This is a genomic window from Nocardiopsis alborubida (genome assembly GCF_012396365.1).
Classification (GTDB): domain Bacteria; phylum Actinomycetota; class Actinomycetes; order Streptosporangiales; family Streptosporangiaceae; genus Nocardiopsis; species Nocardiopsis alborubida.
In genome coordinates, this window is the sequence record NZ_JAAXPG010000018.1 from 29807 (window position 1) to 48792 (window position 18986).

General features: G+C 73.1%; 14 protein-coding genes. 9 read left to right on the forward strand and 5 right to left on the reverse strand.

The genetic code is table 11. From position 1 onward, the window contains the following. Positions 1-30: 30 nt before the first annotated feature. Positions 31-1497 (reverse strand): tRNA (N6-isopentenyl adenosine(37)-C2)-methylthiotransferase MiaB, encoded by a 1467-nt coding sequence (miaB, locus tag HGB44_RS19080; RefSeq protein WP_269458485.1) that lies wholly within the window; start codon positions 1495-1497, stop codon positions 31-33. A 314-nt stretch (positions 1498-1811) separates the two neighbouring features. On the opposite strand from miaB, the gene HGB44_RS19085 reads away from it, so the two are divergent. The 5 genes from HGB44_RS19085 to HGB44_RS19105 all read left to right on the forward strand — a co-directional run bounded on the left by HGB44_RS19085 (position 1812) and on the right by HGB44_RS19105 (position 7693). Then, positions 1812-2555 carry an amino acid ABC transporter ATP-binding protein gene (locus tag HGB44_RS19085; protein ID WP_168444065.1) on the forward strand — a complete coding sequence of 248 codons (744 nt, stop codon included), beginning with the start codon at positions 1812-1814 and terminating at the stop codon, positions 2553-2555. Between the two features lie 44 nt (positions 2556-2599). Continuing rightward, entirely contained in the window at positions 2600-3454 is an 855-nt protein-coding gene (locus tag HGB44_RS19090; RefSeq protein WP_061082538.1) for a glutamate ABC transporter substrate-binding protein, read from the forward strand. A 78-nt stretch (positions 3455-3532) separates the two neighbouring features. Further along, positions 3533-4207, forward strand: a complete 675-nt coding sequence (locus tag HGB44_RS19095) for an amino acid ABC transporter permease (RefSeq protein WP_061082539.1) — start codon at positions 3533-3535, stop codon at positions 4205-4207. After that, on the forward strand, positions 4204-5343 hold the full coding sequence (locus tag HGB44_RS19100; protein ID WP_061082540.1) for an amino acid ABC transporter permease: 1140 nt from the start codon (positions 4204-4206) through the stop codon (positions 5341-5343). The genes HGB44_RS19095 and HGB44_RS19100 overlap by 4 nt, the downstream gene beginning before the upstream one ends. A gap of 190 nt (positions 5344-5533) precedes the next feature. Further along, positions 5534-7693, forward strand: coding sequence for a S9 family peptidase (locus tag HGB44_RS19105; RefSeq protein ID WP_168444066.1), 2160 nt, complete (start codon positions 5534-5536; stop codon positions 7691-7693). Positions 7694-7818: 125 nt separating this feature from the next. On the opposite strand, the gene recX is transcribed toward HGB44_RS19105, so the two are convergent. From recX to HGB44_RS19120, 3 genes are all read right to left on the reverse strand, one after another. Then, positions 7819-8403, reverse strand: a complete 585-nt coding sequence (recX, locus tag HGB44_RS19110) for a recombination regulator RecX (RefSeq protein WP_061083735.1) — start codon at positions 8401-8403, stop codon at positions 7819-7821. Next, positions 8396-9541, reverse strand: a complete 1146-nt coding sequence (gene recA, locus HGB44_RS19115) for a recombinase RecA (RefSeq protein ID WP_061083736.1) — start codon at positions 9539-9541, stop codon at positions 8396-8398. Before recA ends, recX begins: the two co-directional genes overlap by 8 nt. A gap of 175 nt (positions 9542-9716) precedes the next feature. After that, entirely contained in the window at positions 9717-9911 is a 195-nt protein-coding gene (locus HGB44_RS19120) for a DUF3046 domain-containing protein (RefSeq protein ID WP_061083737.1), read from the reverse strand. A 75-nt stretch (positions 9912-9986) separates the two neighbouring features. Between HGB44_RS19120 and HGB44_RS19125 the strand changes: the two genes are divergently transcribed. The 3 genes from HGB44_RS19125 to HGB44_RS19135 all read left to right on the forward strand — a co-directional run bounded on the left by HGB44_RS19125 (position 9987) and on the right by HGB44_RS19135 (position 15988). Beyond that, positions 9987-14504: an ATP-dependent helicase gene (locus HGB44_RS19125; protein WP_168444067.1), complete on the forward strand. Its 4518-nt coding sequence runs from the start codon at positions 9987-9989 to the stop codon at positions 14502-14504. A 137-nt stretch (positions 14505-14641) separates the two neighbouring features. Next, positions 14642-15121 carry a GNAT family N-acetyltransferase gene (locus tag HGB44_RS19130; RefSeq protein WP_061079564.1) on the forward strand — a complete coding sequence of 160 codons (480 nt, stop codon included), beginning with the start codon at positions 14642-14644 and terminating at the stop codon, positions 15119-15121. Positions 15122-15328: 207 nt separating this feature from the next. Further along, positions 15329-15988 (forward strand): hypothetical protein, encoded by a 660-nt coding sequence (locus tag HGB44_RS19135; RefSeq protein WP_061079563.1) that lies wholly within the window; start codon positions 15329-15331, stop codon positions 15986-15988. A gap of 172 nt (positions 15989-16160) precedes the next feature. Here HGB44_RS19135 and HGB44_RS19140 read toward each other — a convergent pair whose 3' ends face one another. Next, entirely contained in the window at positions 16161-17375 is a 1215-nt protein-coding gene (locus HGB44_RS19140; RefSeq protein ID WP_061079562.1) for an ROK family transcriptional regulator, read from the reverse strand. 273 nt (positions 17376-17648) lie between these two features. On the opposite strand from HGB44_RS19140, the gene HGB44_RS19145 reads away from it, so the two are divergent. Then, the gene (locus HGB44_RS19145; RefSeq protein ID WP_061079561.1) at positions 17649-18926 is read left to right on the forward strand and encodes an extracellular solute-binding protein; all 1278 of its coding nucleotides are present in this window, start codon (positions 17649-17651) and stop codon (positions 18924-18926) included. The last annotated feature ends 60 nt before the right edge of the window (positions 18927-18986 follow it).

The window sequence follows — 18986 nt, forward strand, 5'->3', positions numbered from 1 at the left end:
CCGGGGGCCGCGAACGCTGTCGGTGCGGGGTCAGATCTCGCAGCAGCCGCCCGCCGGGGCGGGCTCCTCGGCCGGAACGCCGATCCGGGGCATGCCCAGGAGCACCTGCGGCTTGCCCTCCTGGACCGGCTGGCCGTTGCGGGCCGCCCAGGCGTCGCCCGCGCGGGTGCGCCGCAGGGCGCGCACGCCGGAGTCGGCCACCAGGTGGTGCGGGGCGGCGTAGGTGACCTCCACGGTCACCGTGTCGCCGGGGCGCGGGTCGTCGCCGTCACCGACCGCGAAGTGCACGAGGCGGTTGTCGGGGGCGCGGCCGGACAGGCGGCGGTGCTCGCCGTCCTTCCTGCCCTCGCCCTCGGCGACCAGCAGCTCGACCTCGCGGCCGACCAGCTTCTGGTTCTCCTCCCAGGAGATCTGGTCCTGGAGGTCGACCAGGCGCTGGTAGCGGTCCTTGACCACCTCCGGCGGGACCTGGTCCTCCATGGTCGCGGCCGGGGTCCCGGGGCGCTTGGAGTACTGGAAGGTGAACGCCATGGAGAACCGCGCCTCGCGGACCACGTGCAGCGTCTCCTGGAAGTCCTCCTCGGTCTCGCCGGGGAAGCCCACGATGATGTCGGTGGTGATCGCGGCGTGCGGCATGGCGGCGCGCACCTTCTCCACGATGCCCAGGAAGCGCTCCTGGCGGTAGGAGCGGCGCATGGCCTTGAGGACCCGGCTCGACCCCGACTGGAGCGGCATGTGCAGCTGCGGCATGACGTTGGGGGTCTCGGCCATGGCCTCGATGACGTCGTCGGTGAAGTCGCGCGGGTGCGGGGAGGTGAAGCGCACCCGCTCCAGTCCCTCGATCTCACCGCAGGCGCGCAGCAGCTTGGAGAAGGCCTGCCGGTCGCCGAAGCCGCTGCCGTAGGCGTTGACGTTCTGGCCGAGCAGGGTGATCTCGCTGACGCCCTCGTCGACCAGGGCGCGCACCTCGGCGAGCACGTCGCCGGGGCGGCGGTCCTGCTCCTTGCCGCGCAGCGCGGGCACGATGCAGAAGGTGCAGGTGTTGTTGCAGCCCACGGAGACCGACACCCACGCCGCGTACGCGGACTCGCGGCGGCTGGGCAGTGTGGAGGGGAAGTGCTCCAGGGACTCGGCGATCTCCACCTGCGCCTCCCGCTGGACGCGGGAGCGCTCCAGCAGGGCGGGCAGGGAGCCGATGTTGTGGGTGCCGAACACGACGTCGACCCAGGGCGCGCGGCGCACGATCTCGCCGCGGTCCTTCTGCGCCAGGCAGCCCCCGACGGCGATCTGCATCCCCGGGTTGGCGTCCTTGACCGGGCGCAGGTGCCCGAGGTTGCCGTACAGGCGGTTGTCGGCGTTCTCCCGGACCGCACAGGTGTTGAAGACGACGATGTCTGCGGTGGTGTCCTCGGCTGCGCGCGCGTACCCAGCGTCCTCCAGCAGACCGGAGAGGCGCTCGGAGTCGTGGACGTTCATCTGGCAGCCGTAGGTCCGCACTTGGTAGGTACGACTCTGGCTCACGGGACCAGGCTATCCGGTGCCGCGCACCGCGCGGAGACCGTCCAACGGGCCCGACGGCCCCACCTGGGGCTTTCCCCGCGACCCCGCGACGGACCGGGAGGCGGAGCGTGGCCGGGAGCGGCCGTTGTGAGACGCTGAAGAACGGAACCGCGACAGGGAGCGACAAACGGTCACTTAACCGTCCAAACCCATAACAGTTTCGCCGATCACGCCGTAACAAGTCTGCTACTCCGCGGACGGGCGGCGATTTCGTGATGACACGGCAACATGGACCCATTAGGTTCCCCAACATGACCTCAACTCCTCTCGTCGTGCTGGAGAACGTCAACAAGCACTTCGGCGACCTGCACGTGCTCCGCGACATCGATCTGACGGTTAACTCCGGCGAGGTGGTAGTCGTCATCGGGCCGTCCGGTTCCGGCAAGTCGACGCTGTGCCGCACGATCAACCGCCTGGAGACGATCGACGCCGGCACCATCACGCTGGACGGACAGCCGCTGCCCGACGAGGGCCGCGGCCTGGCCCGGCTCCGCAGCGACGTGGGCATGGTCTTCCAGTCGTTCAACCTGTTCGCCCACAAGACCGTGCTCCAGAACGTGACCCTGGGCCCCACCAAGGTCCTGCGCGTGAACAAGGCCGAGGCCGACGCCCGCGGCATGGAACTCCTGGAGCGCGTCCAGATCGGCAACCAGGCCAACAAGTACCCGGCGCAGCTCTCCGGGGGCCAGCAGCAGCGCGTGGCGATCGCCCGCGCCCTGGCGATGAACCCCAAGGTGATCCTCTTCGACGAGCCCACCTCGGCCCTGGACCCGGAGATGGTCCAGGAGGTCCTCGACGTCATGACCGACCTCGCCTCCGAGGGCATGACGATGGTCGTGGTCACCCACGAGATGGGCTTCGCGCGCCGCGCGGCCAACCGGGTCGTCTTCATGGCCGACGGACAGATCGTGGAGGAGAACACCCCCGACGAGTTCTTCACCAACCCCCGGTCCGAGCGCGCCCAGGACTTCCTGTCCAAGATCCTGACCCACTAGGTTTCCCCGCGTTCTTCGCACGAAGCAAGGAAGAGGTACCCCACATGCGAGTTCGTCGCATCAGCACCATCCTGGGCGGCACCGCGGCCCTGGCCTTCGCCCTCAGCGCCTGCGGCACCGCCGACGTCGGCGGCGGCAGCGGCGGCGGTGAGGAGGGCGGCGGCGGGGGTGGCGGCGAGACCATCACCATCGGCGTCAAGTACGACCAGCCGGGCCTGGGCCTGCTGGACGGCGACGCCCCCGTCGGCTTCGACGTGGACGTGGCCACCTACATCGCCGGCGAACTCGGCTACGAGCCCGAGCAGATCGAGTGGACCGAGGCCGCCTCCGCCAACCGCGAGTCCTTCCTCCAGCAGGGCACCGTCGACATGGTGATCGCCACCTACTCGATCACCGACGAGCGCCGCGAGGTCGTCGACTTCGCCGGACCGTACTACGTCGCCCAGCAGGACATCCTGGTCCAGGCCGACAACGAGGACATCCAGGGCCCCGAGGACCTCGCGGGCAAGGTCCTGTGCTCGGCCTCCGGCTCCCGTTCGGCCAACAACATCGTCGACGACATGGGCATCGACGCCGAGCTGCGCGAGGCGGGCAACTACTCCGAGTGCCTGTCGCTGCTGGGCAACGGCGCCGTCGACGCGGTGACCACCGACAACACCATCCTCGCGGGCTTCGCCGCGCAGGACCCGGGCACCTACCGCGTGGTCAACAACCCCTTCGGCGAGGAGCGCTACGGCGTGGGCCTGCCCGACGGCTCCACGGAGCGGTGCGAGGAGGTCAACGCCGCCATCCAGAAGATGTGGGACGAGGGCTACACGGCCGAGGCCCTGGAGAGCGCCTTCGGCGAGACCGACTTCGCCTACGAGGAGGCCGCTCCCGAGGTCGACGCCTGCCAGTAGGTCCCCCTCCCTTGACCGTGCGCCTCGCGGCGGGGCCGGCTCCGGCCCCGCCGCGAGGCCCTTGACCAGCTGGGACCCATGGAAGCCTTTCTCAGCAATATCGACAGGGTTGTCGACGGTTTCTCATGGACCGTCCGGCTCACCCTCCTCAGCGCACTCTTCTCCTTCGTCCTGGGCGTCCTGCTCACGGCCATGCGGGTCTCCCCCGTCCCGCTCCTGCGCGGCCTGGCCACCGCCTACGTCGAGGGCATCCGCAGCACGCCCCTGACCCTGGTCCTGCTCTTCTGCGGTCTGGGCCTGAACAGCGCCCTGGGCCTGTTCCTGTCCGACACCGTCGCGTGGGACGTGTTCTGGTGGGCCGTCATCGGCCTGTCCGGCTACACCGCCTGCTTCGTCTCGGAGTCGCTGCGCGCGGGGATCAACACGATCCCCCTCGGCCAGGTGGAGGCGGCCCGCTCGCTGGGCCTGACCTTCACCCAGAACCTGCGGATGATCGTCATCCCGCAGGCGCTGCGCACCGTCGTCGGCCCGCTGGGCAGCGTGCTCATCGCGCTGATCAAGAACACGACCGTCGCCTCCGTCGCGGGGCTGGGCGTTCAGGAGGCGTCCAGGGAGATGAAGCTCATGTTCGACCAGGGCATCGCGCCGGTCCTGCCGACCTTCGTCGGCTTCGCGATCGGCTTCCTGATCCTGACCCTGCCGACGGGCTACTTCTTCGGCTGGCTCTCCAAGCGCGTGGCGGTGGTCCGATGAGCGCGCAGACCTCCGTCCTCTTCGACGCACCCGGTCCCAAGGCCCGCAGGCGCAACGTCGTCTACACGGTCATCACCGGGTTCCTGGCCGTGATCGGCCTGGGGATCCTGTACCTGGGGTTCAACGGCACCCTGCGCGACACCGGGTTCTCCCTGTTCAACCCGCTCACCTGGGGGCCGCTGGGCGACCCGGCCACCTGGGCGGTCAACCCCGCGGGCGAGTGGACGGCGGACAAGTGGGAGCCGTTCCTGCGGCCCGCCACCTGGACCGACTACGTCCTCCCGGGCCTGCAGAACACGCTGACCGCGGCGCTGACCGCCTCGGTCCTGGCCATCGTCTTCGGGCTGGTGTTCGGCATCGGCCGCCTGTCCGACCAGTGGTGGATCCGCGTCCCGGCCGGGGCCGTCGTGGAGTTCTTCCGCGGCATCCCGCTGCTGATGCTGATCTTCTTCACGATGGCGCTGCCCATCGTGGCCTACCAGCTGTTCGACATCCCCGCGGGCACCTTCCAGGTCTCCGCGCTGGCCGCCGTCGTCACGGGCCTGACCCTGTACAACGGCTCCGTGCTGGCGGAGGTCTTCCGCGCGGGCATCCTCGCGGTGCCCAAGGGCCAGTCCGAGGCCGCGCAGGCCATCGGGATGACCAGGGGCCAGAACATGCGGCTGATCCTCATCCCGCAGGCGATCACCGCGATGATGCCCGCGATCGTGGCACAGCTCGTGGTGCTGCTCAAGGACTCCGCGCTCGGCTACATCATCGCCTTCCCCGAGATGCTGCGCAGCTTCACCCTGCTGGCCACGCGCGAGGGCAACGTGATCCCCGCCGCGATCATCTGCGCGGCCATCTACATCGCCATCAACCTCTCGCTGAGCCGGGTCGCGATCTGGCTGGAGCGGCGCAACGCCCGCCGCGGCAGGCCCTCGGCCAAGCCCGTGGGCGGCGCGGACGTCCCGGTCAGGCCCTCGGGCACCGGTGGCGGCACCGGCGGCGACGGCCTGAAGGTCAACGGCCCCGCCGGGTCCGTGGCGGTGGAACCCACCGTGCAGGAGCCGCTGCCCGACGCGCTGGACGGGTCCCGCCCGGCGAAGTCCGACGACGGCGACGACGCGGACGGCGAGCGGGACCGGAAGGGCTGATCCCTCCTTCCCACGGCCGGTACGGCCCCGTGCGCGCCCCGCGGCGCGTACGGGGCCGTCGTCGTCCCGGCCCTCGGAGCGCGGCCGCGGGGACGCCGCGCGGAGGGTCTTTCGGGACTGCACAAGCGGGCGAACGACGACTAAGGTCGACATGTCATCGCATCGAACCCACGACCCATCCTGAGCGGACATGTCTGAACTGTCGAGCCCCCACGGCTCCTGGCCATCGCCCATCAGCGCCGGTGACGTCGCCCGAGGAGTGCGGCGGATGGCGTTCCCGTCCGTCGTGGGCGCGGAGGTCTGGTGGGAGGAGGGCCGCCCCGAGGAGGGCCGGACCACCCTCATGCGGCGCGACGCCGACGGAACGGTGACCGAGCTGCTGCCCGCGCCCTGGAGCGCGGGGACCCGGGTGCACGAGTACGGCGGGCGCGCCCACCTGCCGGTCCCGCGCCGCGACGACAAGGCCATCACCCGCATGGGCGTGGTGTTCTCCCAGTCCTCTGACCAGCGCCTCTACCTGCTGGAACGCGGCTCCTCGGAGCCGGTGCCGCTCACCCCCGACGACGGCGCCTCGCGCTACGCCGACCCGGCGCTGAGCGCGGACGGACGCGCCGTGCTGTGTGTGCGGGAGAGGCACGGGGAGGGAGCGGTCCGCCGCTCGATCGTGTCGGTACCGCTGTCGGGCCGGGGCGCGCAGGACCCCTCCGCGGTGCGCGAACTGGTCTCGGGCGCGGACTTCTACGCCTCCCCCACCCCGTCGCCGGACGGCGCCCATCTGGCCTACGTCCGGTGGAACCACCCCAGGATGCCCTGGGACGGCAGCGAACTGCGGGTGGGCGCCCTGGGGGAGACCGGGCTGACCGGCGAGTACACCCTCAAGGGCGGTGTGGACGAGTCGGTGGTCTCCCCGGCCTGGGCCGACGGCGCGACGCTGTACGTGGCCTCGGACTGGCCGGGCTGGTGGAACCTGTACCAGGCGGGGATGACCGGGCAGGCGCTAGCGCTGTACCCGGCCGAGGAGGAGTTCCACGCCTCCCCGGGCCGTCTGGGCAACCGGTCGTTCTGCGTGCTGGACTCGGGCCGGGTCGTGGCGCTGCACGGGCACGCCGACATGACCCCGAGCGTGTACGACCCCGACACCCTGGACCTGACGCCGGTGGCGACCGGCCTGACCACGTGGTCGATGCTGGACACCGACGGGCGCACCGTGGTGGCGGTGGCCTCCTCCCCGACCGAGCCGCCGTGCCTCGTGCGGCTGGACCCGGCATCCGGGGCCGTGGAGGTGCTGCGCCGGGGCGCCGAGGAGCTGCCGGACGCCGCCTACCTGCCCGTCCCCCGGCAGGAGACGCTGCCGGGCCGGTACGGGGCGCCGGTGCACGCGAACGTGTACCCGCCGACCCACCCGGACGCGCCCGCGGACGGCCCCGCGCCGTACGTGGTGTGGGCGCACGGCGGCCCGGTGTCGGTAAGCACGAGGGAGTTCGACCTGGCCAAGGCCTACTTCACCAGCCGGGGGATCGGCGTGGTGGACGTCAACTACGGCGGCTCCACGGGGTACGGGCGCCCGTACCGCAAGCGCCTGCACAAGGAGTGGGGCGTGGTGGACGTGGAGGACTGCGTGGCCGCGGCCCGTGCCCTGGTGGAACAGGGGGTGGCCGACCCCCGGCGGTTGGCGATCCGCGGTCCGAGCGCGGGCGGGTACACGGCGCTGATGGCGCTGACCGGGGACACGTTCGCGTGCGGGGTGTCCCTCTTCGGGGTCACCGACCTGCTGGGGTTCAGCGAGACCACGCACGACTTCGAGTCGCGGTTCCTGGACTCCCTGGTGGGGACGCTGCCGGGGTTCGTGGAGCGGTACCGGGAGCGCTCTCCGGTCAACCGCGCCGGGGAGATCGACGTGCCGGTGCTGCTGGTGCAGGGACTGGAGGACAGGGTCGTGACCCCGGACCAGGCCACGGCGATGGCGACGGAGCTGGGGCGGCGCGGGATGCCGCACGCGCTGGTGGAGTTCGAGGGCGAGGGGCACGGGTTCACCGGGCAGGAGGCGCGGATCCGCTCCCTGGAGTCGGAGCTGGCCTTCTACGCGCGGGTGTTCGGGTTCGAGGCCGACGTGGCTCCGCTGGAGCTGGTGACCACTCCGCCGGAGACGAGGACCGCCGAGGACGGCGCGGACGGCGCGGAACCGGCCACGGAGGACTCCCCGGAGTCCGGCGCGGAGGACCCCGGGGAGCCCGGGGGCAACGCGAGCGACGGGGACACCGACGACGCGCTCACACCGGACGCCGGACAGGACGGGCGGCCCACCCGCCCCGCGGAGGCCACCGCTGGCCCGGCCGCCGTCGGCGACTGACCCTGCCGGGAACCTCTGCTCTGGGAGCGGGACGGGACGGGACCGGCGGGCGGTGACGGCTCAGAAGCCGGAGACAGGGCCCGGCCCACGGTGACGGTACCCGCGGCGGGGTTGGCGGTGACGGCTCAGAAGTCGGGGTCGGGCGCGTGGAGTTCGGCCTCCACGCCCTCGCGTTCGAGCTCCTCGCGGACCACGCGGTAGGACAGGCCCGAGGAGTAGCCCTTGCGGGCGAGGAAGCCCAGGGCGCGGCGGATCCGCGTCTCCTTGTCCTTGCCCCGGGTCGCGGCCAGGCGCCGACGGGCGAGGTCGCGGGCGGCCTCCTCCTCGTCCTGGTCGCTGAGTTCGCCGACGGCCTCCCGGACGGTGTCCTCCTCCACGCCGCGGGTGCGCAGCTCCTGGGCCAGGGCACGGCGGGAGAGCCGTCTGCCGTGGTGGCGGGAGGACACCCAGGCCTGGGAGAAGGCGGCGTCGTCGATCAGTCCGGCCTCGCCGAACGTGTCCAGGACCGAGGTGACGACCTCCTCCTCGTACTCCCGGCGGTGCAGCGCCCGCTCCAGCTGGGCACGGGTGCGCGGGGAGTGGGTGAGCATCCGCAGGACCAGGGCGCGGGCCTCGGCCTCGGGGTCCTTCCCGGGCGGGGCCGCCCCGCCCGGGAAGGGGCCGTCGTCCTCGGGGTGGTGCCGGTCCGGGGACCGGCTCCCCTCACGCATCAGCCGCGGGCGCCTTGGGAGTCCTGGCCGCGGCGCGCTTGGCCGGAGCCTTGGCCGCGGCGGCCGGGTCCGGGGTCCCCTCCGCGGCCGCCTTGGCGGGTTCGGCGGTGTCGGTGGCCGGACCGGAGGCGCTGTCGTCACCCTTGACGGGCACGCCCAGCTTCTCCTTGATCTTCTTCTCGACCTCGTTGGCCATGTCGGCGTTCTCGCGCAGGAAGTTGCGCGCGTTCTCCTTGCCCTGGCCCAGCTGGGTGCCCTCGTAGGTGTACCAGGCGCCCGACTTGCGGACGATGCCGTGCTCCACGCCCAGGTCGATGAGGCTGCCCTCGCGCGAGACGCCCACCCCGTAGAGGATGTCGAACTCGGCCTGCTTGAAGGGCGGCGCGACCTTGTTCTTGACGACCTTGACGCGGGTGCGGTTGCCGACCGCGTCGGTGCCGTCCTTGAGCGTCTCGATGCGGCGCACGTCCAGGCGCACCGAGGCGTAGAACTTGAGCGCCTTGCCGCCGGTCGTCGTCTCGGGCGAGCCGAACATGACGCCGACCTTCTCGCGCAGCTGGTTGATGAAGATCGCGGTGGTGTTGGTCTGGTGCAGCGCACCGGCGATCTTGCGCAGCGCCTGGGACATCAGGCGGGCCTGGAGTCCGACGTGGCTGTCGCCCATCTCGCCCTCGATCTCGGCGCGGGGCACCAGGGCCGCCACGGAGTCGATGACGATGATGGAGACCGCGCCGGAGCGGATCAGCATGTCGACGATCTCCAGCGCCTGCTCACCGGTGTCCGGCTGCGAGAGCAGCAGGTCGTCGGTGTTGACGCCGATCTTCTTGGCGTACTCGGGGTCGAGCGCGTGCTCGGCGTCGACGAAGGCCGCGATGCCTCCCATCCGCTGGGCGCTGGCCACCGCGTGCAGGGCGACGGTGGTCTTACCGCTGGACTCGGGGCCGTAGATCTCCACGACGCGGCCCCGGGGCAGGCCTCCGATGCCGAGCGCCACGTCGAGGGCGATCGCCCCGGTGGGGATCGACTCCACCGGCGGGCGGTCGTCGTCGCCCAGGCGCATGATGGAGCCCTTGCCGAACTGCCGCTCGATCTGGGCGAGCGCTGTTTCGAGAGCCTTGTCTCGGTCTCCAGATGCCACGGGATACCCCTGTTGTTGGGTGGATGCCTTTTTCTTCATGGTGAGCACGACGCTACGCGGTCGGTACGACAATCGCGACGTCCCACGTCCGCCTGTGGACAACCCACACTACCCGAACCTGTGTTCGATGTGGCGTACGAAACGAAGGTGATCCCGCGGGACGTCCGTCGCCGGATCAGCGTCTGGAGGCGGGCAGGTCGAAGGCCTCGCACACGGCGCGCCACACCGTCTTGGGCGCCGCCCCGTCGGCGAGCGCCTGCTCCACCGTGCGGGATCCGAGCCCCTCCAGGACGTGGTCGCGGGCCACGCTCTGGGAGTAGGCCTCGCCGAACTGCTCGTGCATGTTGTTCCAGAAAACCGTGAGTCTCATCGGGCCAAGTATCGGTGATCACGGCGTCCGCCGCGTCCGCTCCCCTTTGTCCCCGCCGGCGGGCACACTGGCGGCATGAGCCGTGCGCCACACCCTCTCGAACGCTTCGGACCGGCCACCCGGGCCTGGTTCGACCGGGCCTTCCCCTCGGGTCCCACCCCCGCCCAGACCGGGGCCTGGGAGTCGGTCCAGCACGGGAGGAACACGCTGGTGGTGGCCCCGACCGGCTCGGGCAAGACCCTGTCGGCCTTCCTGTGGTCGCTGGACCGGCTGTCCTCGGCCCCCGTCCCCGAGGACCGCGCCCGCCGCTGCCGGGTGCTGTACGTGTCCCCGCTCAAGGCCCTCGCGGTGGACGTGGAGCGCAACCTGCGCGTCCCGCTGGCCGGGATCGCGGCAGCCGCCGAGGCCGGGGGGCACGCGCTGTCCCCGGTCACCGTGGGGGTGCGCACCGGCGACACACCCGCCGCCGAGCGGCGCAGGCTCGCCACCCGCCCGCCGGACGTGCTCATCACCACGCCCGAGTCGCTGTTCCTGGTGCTCACCTCGCGCGCCCGGGAGGGGTTGGCGGGGGTGGACACGGTCATCGTCGACGAGGTGCACGCGCTCGCGGGGAGCAAGCGCGGCGCGCACCTGGCGCTGAGCCTGGAGCGGCTGGACGCCCTGCTGGACCGCCCGGCGCAGCGGATCGGGCTGTCGGCGACCGTGCGCCCGCCCGAACTGGTGGCACGGTTCCTCGGAGGCGCCGACGTCGTCGCCCCGCCCGGCTCCCCCGGCATGGACCTGCGCGTGGTGGTGCCCGCCCCCGACATGGAGGAGCCCGGTGCCCCGGCACCGCCCCGGCCCTCCGACGGCGCGGAGGGTGACGGGGGCGCCGACGGCGGCGGCGGATCCCTGTGGCCGCACGTGGAGCGGCGCGTCCTGGACCTGGTGGAGTCCCACCGCTCCACCATCGTGTTCACCAACGGGCGCCGCACCGCGGAGAAGCTGTGCGCCCGCATCAACGACCTGCACACCGAGCGGCACGGCGGACGCCTGCCACCGGAGGAGGTCCCCGCCCAGGTCATCGCCCAGTCCGGACACAGCCGCGGCGGCCCCCCGGTGGTCGCCCGCGCCCACCACGGCTCGATGTCCAAGACCGAGCGGGCCCTGATCGAGGACGAACTGAAGGAGGGGCGGCTGCGCTGCGTGGTGGCCACCTCCAGCCTGGAGCTGGGCGTGGACATGGGCGCGGTCGACCTGGTGGTGCAGGTGGCCTCGCCGCCGTCGGTGGCCAGCGGCCTGCAACGGGTCGGCCGGGCGGGGCACCAGGTCGGCGAGACCTCGCGCGGGGTGTTCCTCCCCCGCTTCCGGGGCGACCTGTTGGCGACGGCCGTGGTGGTCGGGCAGATGCGCGAGGGCGGCATCGAACGCCTGGAGATGCCGCGCAACCCCCTGGACGTGCTGTCCCAGCAGGTCGTGGCGATGACCGCCATGGACGACTGGCCGGTGCCCGAACTGGCCGCCCTGGTCCGGCGGGCCGCGCCCTTCGCCGACCTGGCCGACACGGTGCTGGAGTCGGTCCTGGACATGCTGTCGGGCCGCTACCCCTCGGACGAGTTCGCCGAGCTGCGTCCCCGCCTGGTGTGGGACCGGGAGGCGGACGTGCTGCGGGCGCGCCCGGGCGCGCAGCGGCTGGCGGTGGTCAGCGGCGGCACCATCCCCGACCGGGGCGTGTACGGGGTGCACCTGGCCGGGCGGGACGGGGCCGCCGCGCCGGGGCGGGCGCCCACCCGGGTCGGCGAACTGGACGAGGAGATGGTCTACGAGTCGCGGGTGGGCGACGTGTTCGTGCTGGGATCCACCTCGTGGCGGATCGAGGCGATCACCGCCGACCGGGTGCTGGTCTCCCCCGCGCCGGGGCGGCCGGGGCGGATGCCGTTCTGGAAGGCCGACGCGCAGGGAAGACCCGCGGAGCTGGGCCGGGCGGTGGGCGCGCTGACCCGGGAGCTGGCCGGGGCCGAACCCGGGGAGGCGCTGGCCCTGGCCGAGGGGGCGGGGCTGGACCCGTGGGCCGCGCACAACCTGGTGGAGTACGTCTCCGAGCAGCGGGAGGCCACCGGACACGTGCCCGACGACCGGACCTTGGTCGTCGAGCGCTTCCGCGACCAGGTCGGCGACTGGCGCGCGGTCGTGCACTCCCCGCTGGGCGCGCGGGTGCACGCGCCGTGGGCGCTGGCCCTGGCCCGGCGGCTGCGGGACCGGTTCGGCGCGGAGGCACAGGTCGTCCACGGCGACGACGGGATCGTGCTGCGGCTGCCGGACGCCGGGGGCTGGGACCGGCCGGGCGAGCTGGCCGACCTGGTGGCGCTGGACCCCGAGGAGGTGGAGGAGGCGGTCACCGGGGAGCTGCCCGGGTCGGCGCTGTTCGCCGCGCGGTTCCGCGAGTGCGCGGCGCGGGCGCTGCTGCTGCCCCGCCAGCGGCCGGACCGGCGGATGCCGCTGTGGCAGCAGCGGCTGCGGGCCTCCAACCTGCTGTCGGTGGCGGGCCGGTACGGGTCGTTCCCGATCGTGCTGGAGGCGGTGCGCGAGTGCCTGAGGGACGTGTTCGACGTGCCCGCCCTGGTTGAGGCGCTGGAGGGGATCCGGTCCCGCCGGACACGGGTGGTGGAGGTGCGCACCGAGGCCGCGTCGCCGTTCGCGCGCTCGCTGATGATGGAGTACACGGCGGCGTTCCTGTACGAGGGGGACGCCCCCGCGGCCGAGCTGCGCGCGCAGGCGCTCACCCTGGACACCTCGCTCCTGGCCGACCTGCTGGGCGAGGCGGACCTGCGGGAGCTGCTCGACCCGCGCGTGGTGGAGGAGGTCGGCGCGCTGTTGCAGCGGACCGCTCCCGGCTCGGGCGCCCGGGACGCCGAGGGCGCGGCCGACCTGCTGCGCGAGGTGGGTCCGCTGACCACGGAGGAGGCCGGGGCTCGGGGAGCCCGGCGGGAGTGGCTGGAGGAGCTGGAGTCCGCGGGGCGGGCGGTGCGGATGACCGTGGCGGGCGCCGAGCGCTGGTGCGCGGTGGAGGACGCGGCGCGGCTGCGCGACGCGCTGGGCGCGCGGCCGCCCGCCACCGTGCCCGAGTCACTCCTGGAAGCGGTGGAGGCGCCCACCCGCGACCTGGTCTCGCGCTACGCGCGCACGCACGGACCGTTCTCCGCCGGAGAGGCGGCAGCGCGCCTGGGGCTCGGCGCGGACGTGGTGGAGGGCGTGCTGCGGGAGCTGTCCCGGCAGGGGCGGGTCCACCGGGGCGGGTTCCGGCCCGGCGGAACGGGCACCGAGTGGTGCGACGCCGACGTGCTGCGGCGACTGCGGCGCGGATCGGTCGCGCGGCTGCGGAGCGAGGTGGAGCCGGTCGCGCAGACCGCCCTGGCCGCGTTCGCGCCGCTGTGGCAGCGCGCCGTCGCGGGTGAGCGGTGGCGCGGACCGGACGCGGTGTTCGAGGCCGTGGAGTCGCTGCGCGGCGCGACGGTGGCGGCGTCGGCGCTGGAGCCGCTGGTGCTGCCCTCCCGGGTGGAGGACTACGCGCCCAACCGGCTGGACGAACTGACGCAGGCGGGCGAGGTCGTGTGGGCCGGGGCCGGCGCGCTGCCCGGACAGGACGGGTGGGTGTGCCTGGCCCCGGCCGACGAGGCGGCCCTGCTGCTGCCCGAACCGGTGCCGCCGGAGGAGGGCTCCACGGCCCACGCGGTGCTGGAGGTGCTGCGCGGGGGCGGGGCGCTGTTCTTCCGCGACGTCGCCGACCGTGTGGCGGGCGCCTCGGCCGTGACGGACGCGGCGCTGGTCGCGGCGCTGTGGGAGCTGGTGTGGTCGGGCTGCGTCACCAACGACACCCTGGCCCCGCTGCGCGCGGTGCTGGGTTCGGGGGCCGCTCCGCGCCGTGCGCCCTCGCGTGCGGGGCGGCGGGCGCGCCCGGTGCTGCCCACCCGGTCGGGACCGCCCACGGCCGCGGGGCGGTGGTGGGCCCTGCCCGAACGGGAGGGCGACCCCACCAGGCGGGTCCTGGCCCGGCTGGAGGCGCGGCTGGAGCGCGGGGGCGTGCTGGTGCGCGGGTACCAGGGCGGGCGGATCTCCCCGGACGAGTACCGGGTGCTGCGGACGATGGAGGAGTCGGGCCGGGTGCGCCGCGGCTACTTCGTGGACGGGCTGGGCGGCGCCCAGTTCGCGCTGCCCGGAGCCGTGGACCGGCTGCGCGCGGTCTCCGGCGGCGCGGCGGAACCGGTGGTGCTGGCGGCGACCGACCCGGCGAACCCGTTCGGCACGGACCTGGCCTGGCCCGGGGACGCCCAGGCCAGGCCCGGCCGGTCGGCGGGCGCCCTGGTGGTGATCGACGGGGGGCGGCTGACCCTGTACGTGGGCCGGGGCGGCCGCTCGGTGCTGACCTTCGGTTCGCCGCCCGCCCTGCTGGAGCGGGCGGCCCGCGCCCTGGCCGGGGCGGTGCGGGACGGGCGCGCGGGGGCGCTGACGGTGGAGCGCGCCGACGGAACGGAGGTGTTCGCGACGCCGGTGGACGCCGCACTGGTGGCGGCGGGGTTCCACGTGACCCCGAAGGGGCTGCGTCTGCGACCGTAGAGCGTCCCGTCGCGGTGCGCCTTCTCCGGTCGCCACGGGCCCGAAAACGACTGGCCGCGGCGGCTGCGACCGGAGAGGATGGCGTCCGCGACGGGAGAGCACGAGGGGGACTGGTGGGACCACAGGGAATCCGACCGATGCAGCCGGTGGACGAACCGCGCGTGGTGGAGGTGTCGCTGGCGGCGGACTCCGTTTTCGCCGCGGCCGGGGTGGTCCTGCCCCCCGACGACCCCCGGGAGATGCTCGCGCACGCGGAGCGGGTCCTGGTGGCCGACGACCCGGCTACGGGCGCCCCCGTGGTCGGCCTGGCCGCGACCGTGACCGTGGACGGGCGCCCGCACCTGGAGCAGCTGGCCGTGCACCCCGGTCACGGCAGGCGCGGGATCGGCGGCGCCCTGCTGGAGGCGGTGTGCGCCGAGGCGGCCGCCGCCGGTCACACCCGCCTCACACTCACCACCTTCCGCGACCTGCCGTGGAACGGGCCCTGGTACGCCGCCCGCGGGTTCACCGTGCTCCCCCGGGCGGAGTGGGGCCCGGGGCTGGAGGAGGTCTGGCGGGCCGAGGAGCGGGCGGGGATCCGGGTGCTCCCCCGTGTGGTGATGGCCCGGCCGACCTGAGCCTTCCGTGCCCGCCGTGTCCTCGCCCACCTACGATCAGGTGCTCTCCCATCCCCCACGCCGGAGGCCTCCGTGCACGAACCCGAACCCGCCCCGCACCACGGGAAACCGACGGAACCCGTGGAACCGAACGGCGCTCCGCCCCAGGCGGCACCACCGCGACCTGTCGCCTCACCCCCCTCGTCCGGTTCGCGAACACGAGGACCGTTGCTGCTAGGGATCGGCCTGGTGTGCGTGCCGGTGGTCGTGGCCGCCGTGTTGGTGGCGCTCCAGCGCCCGTCCCCGCCCTCTTCCGAGGCCGCGGCGGTCCCGGTCCTCGGTGAGGCCGCGAAACCGGAGCAGACCGCGGACCCGGCACCCTCCGCACCGCCGGTCGGGTACTCCACCTTCGACGATGACGGCGTCGTCATGCGCTACCCCCAGGAGTGGCGCACCGTGTACATCGCCATGGACGCGGGGGCCGAGGATGACGGGGTCCTGTCCGAGTACGAGTTCCACTCCCCCGACGCCGACCACCGGATCAGCTTCACCGTCTTCTCGTTGGAGGGCGTCGAGCCGCGTGCGGCCCGCGAGTACCACCAGGCCGCGGAGACCGCGTTCGCGGGGGAACCGAACACCTCGGACTGGCGGCGGCTCAGCCTGGAGGACGATCCGTCCGCGCCTTCGGGATGGGACGTCTCCCGCATGGAGGCGACCTACCGCGACAGCGGCTGGCGCCGGCCCGACCGGTGGATGCTGTGGAGGTACGCCGTCGTCGCGGAGGAGGGCAAGGGGTACTACCTCCGGTTCGACGTCCCCGGGTCGGAGCGGGAGGACTACGCGCAGATCGTGGAGGAGGTCTTCGGCTCCTTCGAGCTGACGCTCTGAAGGCTCCCCGAGGGCGGGTCGCCCGCGCCCCGACCGGATGAGGGATGCCGGGGCGCGGACGAAGGACCGGAGAGCACGGCCGAGAAGGGGCTGTCAGGGGATGGGCCACCGCTGGTAGAAGCACACGCCCACCGTCGTGGGAGGGCTCCCACGGGGCCGGGGCCCGGCGGACTCACACCGTCGAGGAGAAGACGTCCTCCCGGGCCCGTTCCAGCGCGTGCAGCAGCGCTCCCCGCACCACCGGGCTGCCCTCCACCCTTCCCAGCGCGACCTCGGTCGCGTTCGGGGCGATGCGCGCGGTGGCCGCCTGGACCCGCTCGGCCAGCTTCACACCGCCCGCCAGGGCCACGTCCCCGCCGAGCACCACCAGGCCGGGGTCCAGGATCACCGTGACGGCGGCCACCCCGCGGGCCAGGCGCTCGGCGAAGTCGTCCAGGAAGGCGTCCGCCTCCGGGGTCCCCGCGGCGGAGGCCGCCCCGACCACCTCGGTGACGTCGGTGCCCTCGATGCCGTACCCGGCGGCGAGCTCGACCACCTGCCCCGCCTTGACCAGCGCCTGGAACCCGTGGGGCAGCTCTCGGCTGGCTCCGTCGCGCAGGGACTCGTAGCCGCCGGACAGCCCCACGTCGGTGGGCATGGGCGCCCCGGGCACGGGCAGGTAGCCGATCTCGCCCGCGCCGCCCGAGCGGCCCCGGTGGATGCGGCCGTCGATCATGGTGGACATGCCCACGCCGCCGTTGGCGCTGAGCCAGATGAGGACGAACTCGGCCACCCCCGCGGCGGCGCCCTCGGAGTGCTCCGCCAGGGCGGCCAGGTTGACGTCGTTCTCGATCATGACCGAGCGCTTGAGATCGGCGCGCAGGGCCTCCAGGACGCCCTCGTGCCAGGACATCAGGTCGAAGGAGAAGCGGATGTCGCCGGTGCGGGGGTCGACGACACCGGGGGTGCCGATGACGCAGGCGCGGACCCTGTCCAGTGCGACCCCGGCGGTGTCGGCCAGACGCATCACCGCGGTGTGGACGAGGGCGACGGGGTCGTCGGAGGCACTGGGGTCGACCGCGACGTCGCTGACGATCCGGCCCGTGATGTCGGCGATCGTCGCGGTCACCCGGCGCGCGCTGACATCCAGGGCCGCGACGTAGGCGCTCTCGGGCACCACCGCGTACAGCGCGGCGTTGGGCCCCCGCCCGCCCGCCTGGCTGCCCACGACGCGCACCAGGTCCCGCTCCTCCAGCCGCGCGAGCAACTGGGAGGCGGTCACCTTGGAAAGGCCGGTACGCGTTCCCAGCTGCGTCCTGGTCAAAGGCCCGGCGGACAGGAGCAGTTCCAGTGCCGCGCGGTCGTTGAGCTGGCGTAGCAGCCGGGGAGTCCCCGGACGTTGAGACATAACCGTGACACCTCACCCTGTTTTTATTAGGAAAGTTTCCTGTTAATTTAGCTCACAACCTCACAGGAGGTCACGTCCTCGTAAGGCCCGCTTCGGGCCCTTCCGATACCCGCTGGGCCCTCCCGGTACCCGCTCCGGCGGGGCGGCCAACGTGCTATCCCAGCACAACCCCCACAAGACGTCGAGCCGCCGGGTGATCCCACGATCATCCCAGGCCGGTTCGAGCACAGGCGTCGCACCCCGGCGCGTCGTGCGAAGGGAGAAGAGATACAGATGAGGTTCCCGAAGATCGCCGCGGCCACGGCCGTGGTCCTGCTCGCCTCCGCCTGCGGCGGTTCCGACTCCGGTGACGGGGGCGGCGAGGCCGACAGCCTGACCGTCTGGGTCATGGGCACATCCCAGGAGCCCCTCGTCGAGTACTTCGAGGACGCCGAGGCCCGCTTCCAGGAGGGCAACCCGGACGTCTCCGTCGAGGTCGAGTTCATCCCCTGGCCCGACGCGCAGGAGGCCATCACCAACGCCCTCGCCGGCGGTGACGCCCCCGACGTGCTGGAGGTCGGCAACGACCAGGTCGCGGGCTGGGCCGCGCAGGGCGCCCTGATGGACATCACCGAGCAGGTCAGCGGCTGGGACGCCTCCTCGGGCATCGACGAGAACGCCCTGGAGTACGGCACCTACGAGGGCGTCCAGTACGGCGTCCCGTGGTTCTCGGGCGTGCGCACCCTGTACTACCGCGCGGACTGGCTGGAGGAGGTCGGCCACGAGCCGCCGACGACCTGGGACGAGCTCGTCGAGGTGGCCGAGGCCATCGAGGAGGAGTACGACGTCCCCGGCTTCGCCGCCCCGACCGACTTCACCAACGGCATCGCCAGCTTCATCTGGAGCAACGGCGGCTCGATCGCGGAGCAGAACGGCGAGGAGTGGGAGGGCAACCTCACCGACCCCGCCACCGTCGAGGCCATCGAGTTCTACGCCAGCCTGACCACCGACGGCATCTCGCCGCAGGACTACGTCGGCCAGAACGAGCTCATCGCCCTGGCCGACATGGCCAACAGCGAGCTGGGCATGTACATCGACGGCGGCTGGGCGGTCGGCTCCATGGAGGAGCAGGCCGCGGACCCGGCCGTCATCGAGAACATCGTCGCCGCGCCCATCCCCGGCGCCGAGGGCATCGCCCCGGCCTTCGCGGGCGGCTCCGCCCTGACGGTGTTCACCACCACCGAGCACCCGGACCTGGCCTTCGAGCTGCTGACCGTCCTCGGCAACGAGGAGGGCAGCCAGGGCTACGCCGACGTCGCGGGCTTCTTCCCGGCCTACCCGCACCTGCTGGAGAGCGAGGAGTACCAGCAGGACCCCGCCACCGCCGCGGCCGCCGAGCAGATGCAGCACACGGAGTTCTTCCCGACCACCCCGCGCTGGACCGCGGCCGACCAGGACAACAAGATCCTGCCGAGCGCCGTCCTGGAGATCGTGCAGGGCGGTGACCCCGAGGAGGTCCTCGGTGCGGCCAACGAGGAGCTCACCTCGATCCTCAACGAGCCGGTCGAGTAGTCCGTCCCGCCTCACTGAGTAGAGCTGTGCGCGGGCGGGGCCCCTGGCCCCGCCCGCCGC

Bases quoted from the DNA above. Each gene is read 5' to 3' on its own strand.
- HGB44_RS19085 (WP_168444065.1), top strand. From the start codon at position 1,812: ATGACCTCAACTCCTCTCGTCGTGCTGGAGAACGTCAACAAGCACTTC.
- HGB44_RS19090 (WP_061082538.1), top strand. From the start codon at position 2,600: ATGCGAGTTCGTCGCATCAGCACCATCCTGGGCGGCACCGCGGCCCTG.
- HGB44_RS19095 (WP_061082539.1), top strand. From the start codon at position 3,533: ATGGAAGCCTTTCTCAGCAATATCGACAGGGTTGTCGACGGTTTCTCA.
- HGB44_RS19100 (WP_061082540.1), top strand. From the start codon at position 4,204: ATGAGCGCGCAGACCTCCGTCCTCTTCGACGCACCCGGTCCCAAGGCC.
- HGB44_RS19105 (WP_168444066.1), top strand. From the start codon at position 5,534: ATGTCTGAACTGTCGAGCCCCCACGGCTCCTGGCCATCGCCCATCAGC.
- recX (WP_061083735.1), bottom strand. From the start codon at position 8,403: ATGCGTGAGGGGAGCCGGTCCCCGGACCGGCACCACCCCGAGGACGAC.
- HGB44_RS19120 (WP_061083737.1), bottom strand. From the start codon at position 9,911: ATGAGACTCACGGTTTTCTGGAACAACATGCACGAGCAGTTCGGCGAG.
- HGB44_RS19125 (WP_168444067.1), top strand. From the start codon at position 9,987: ATGAGCCGTGCGCCACACCCTCTCGAACGCTTCGGACCGGCCACCCGG.
- HGB44_RS19130 (WP_061079564.1), top strand. From the start codon at position 14,642: ATGCAGCCGGTGGACGAACCGCGCGTGGTGGAGGTGTCGCTGGCGGCG.
- HGB44_RS19140 (WP_061079562.1), bottom strand. From the start codon at position 17,375: ATGTCTCAACGTCCGGGGACTCCCCGGCTGCTACGCCAGCTCAACGAC.
- HGB44_RS19145 (WP_061079561.1), top strand. From the start codon at position 17,649: ATGAGGTTCCCGAAGATCGCCGCGGCCACGGCCGTGGTCCTGCTCGCC.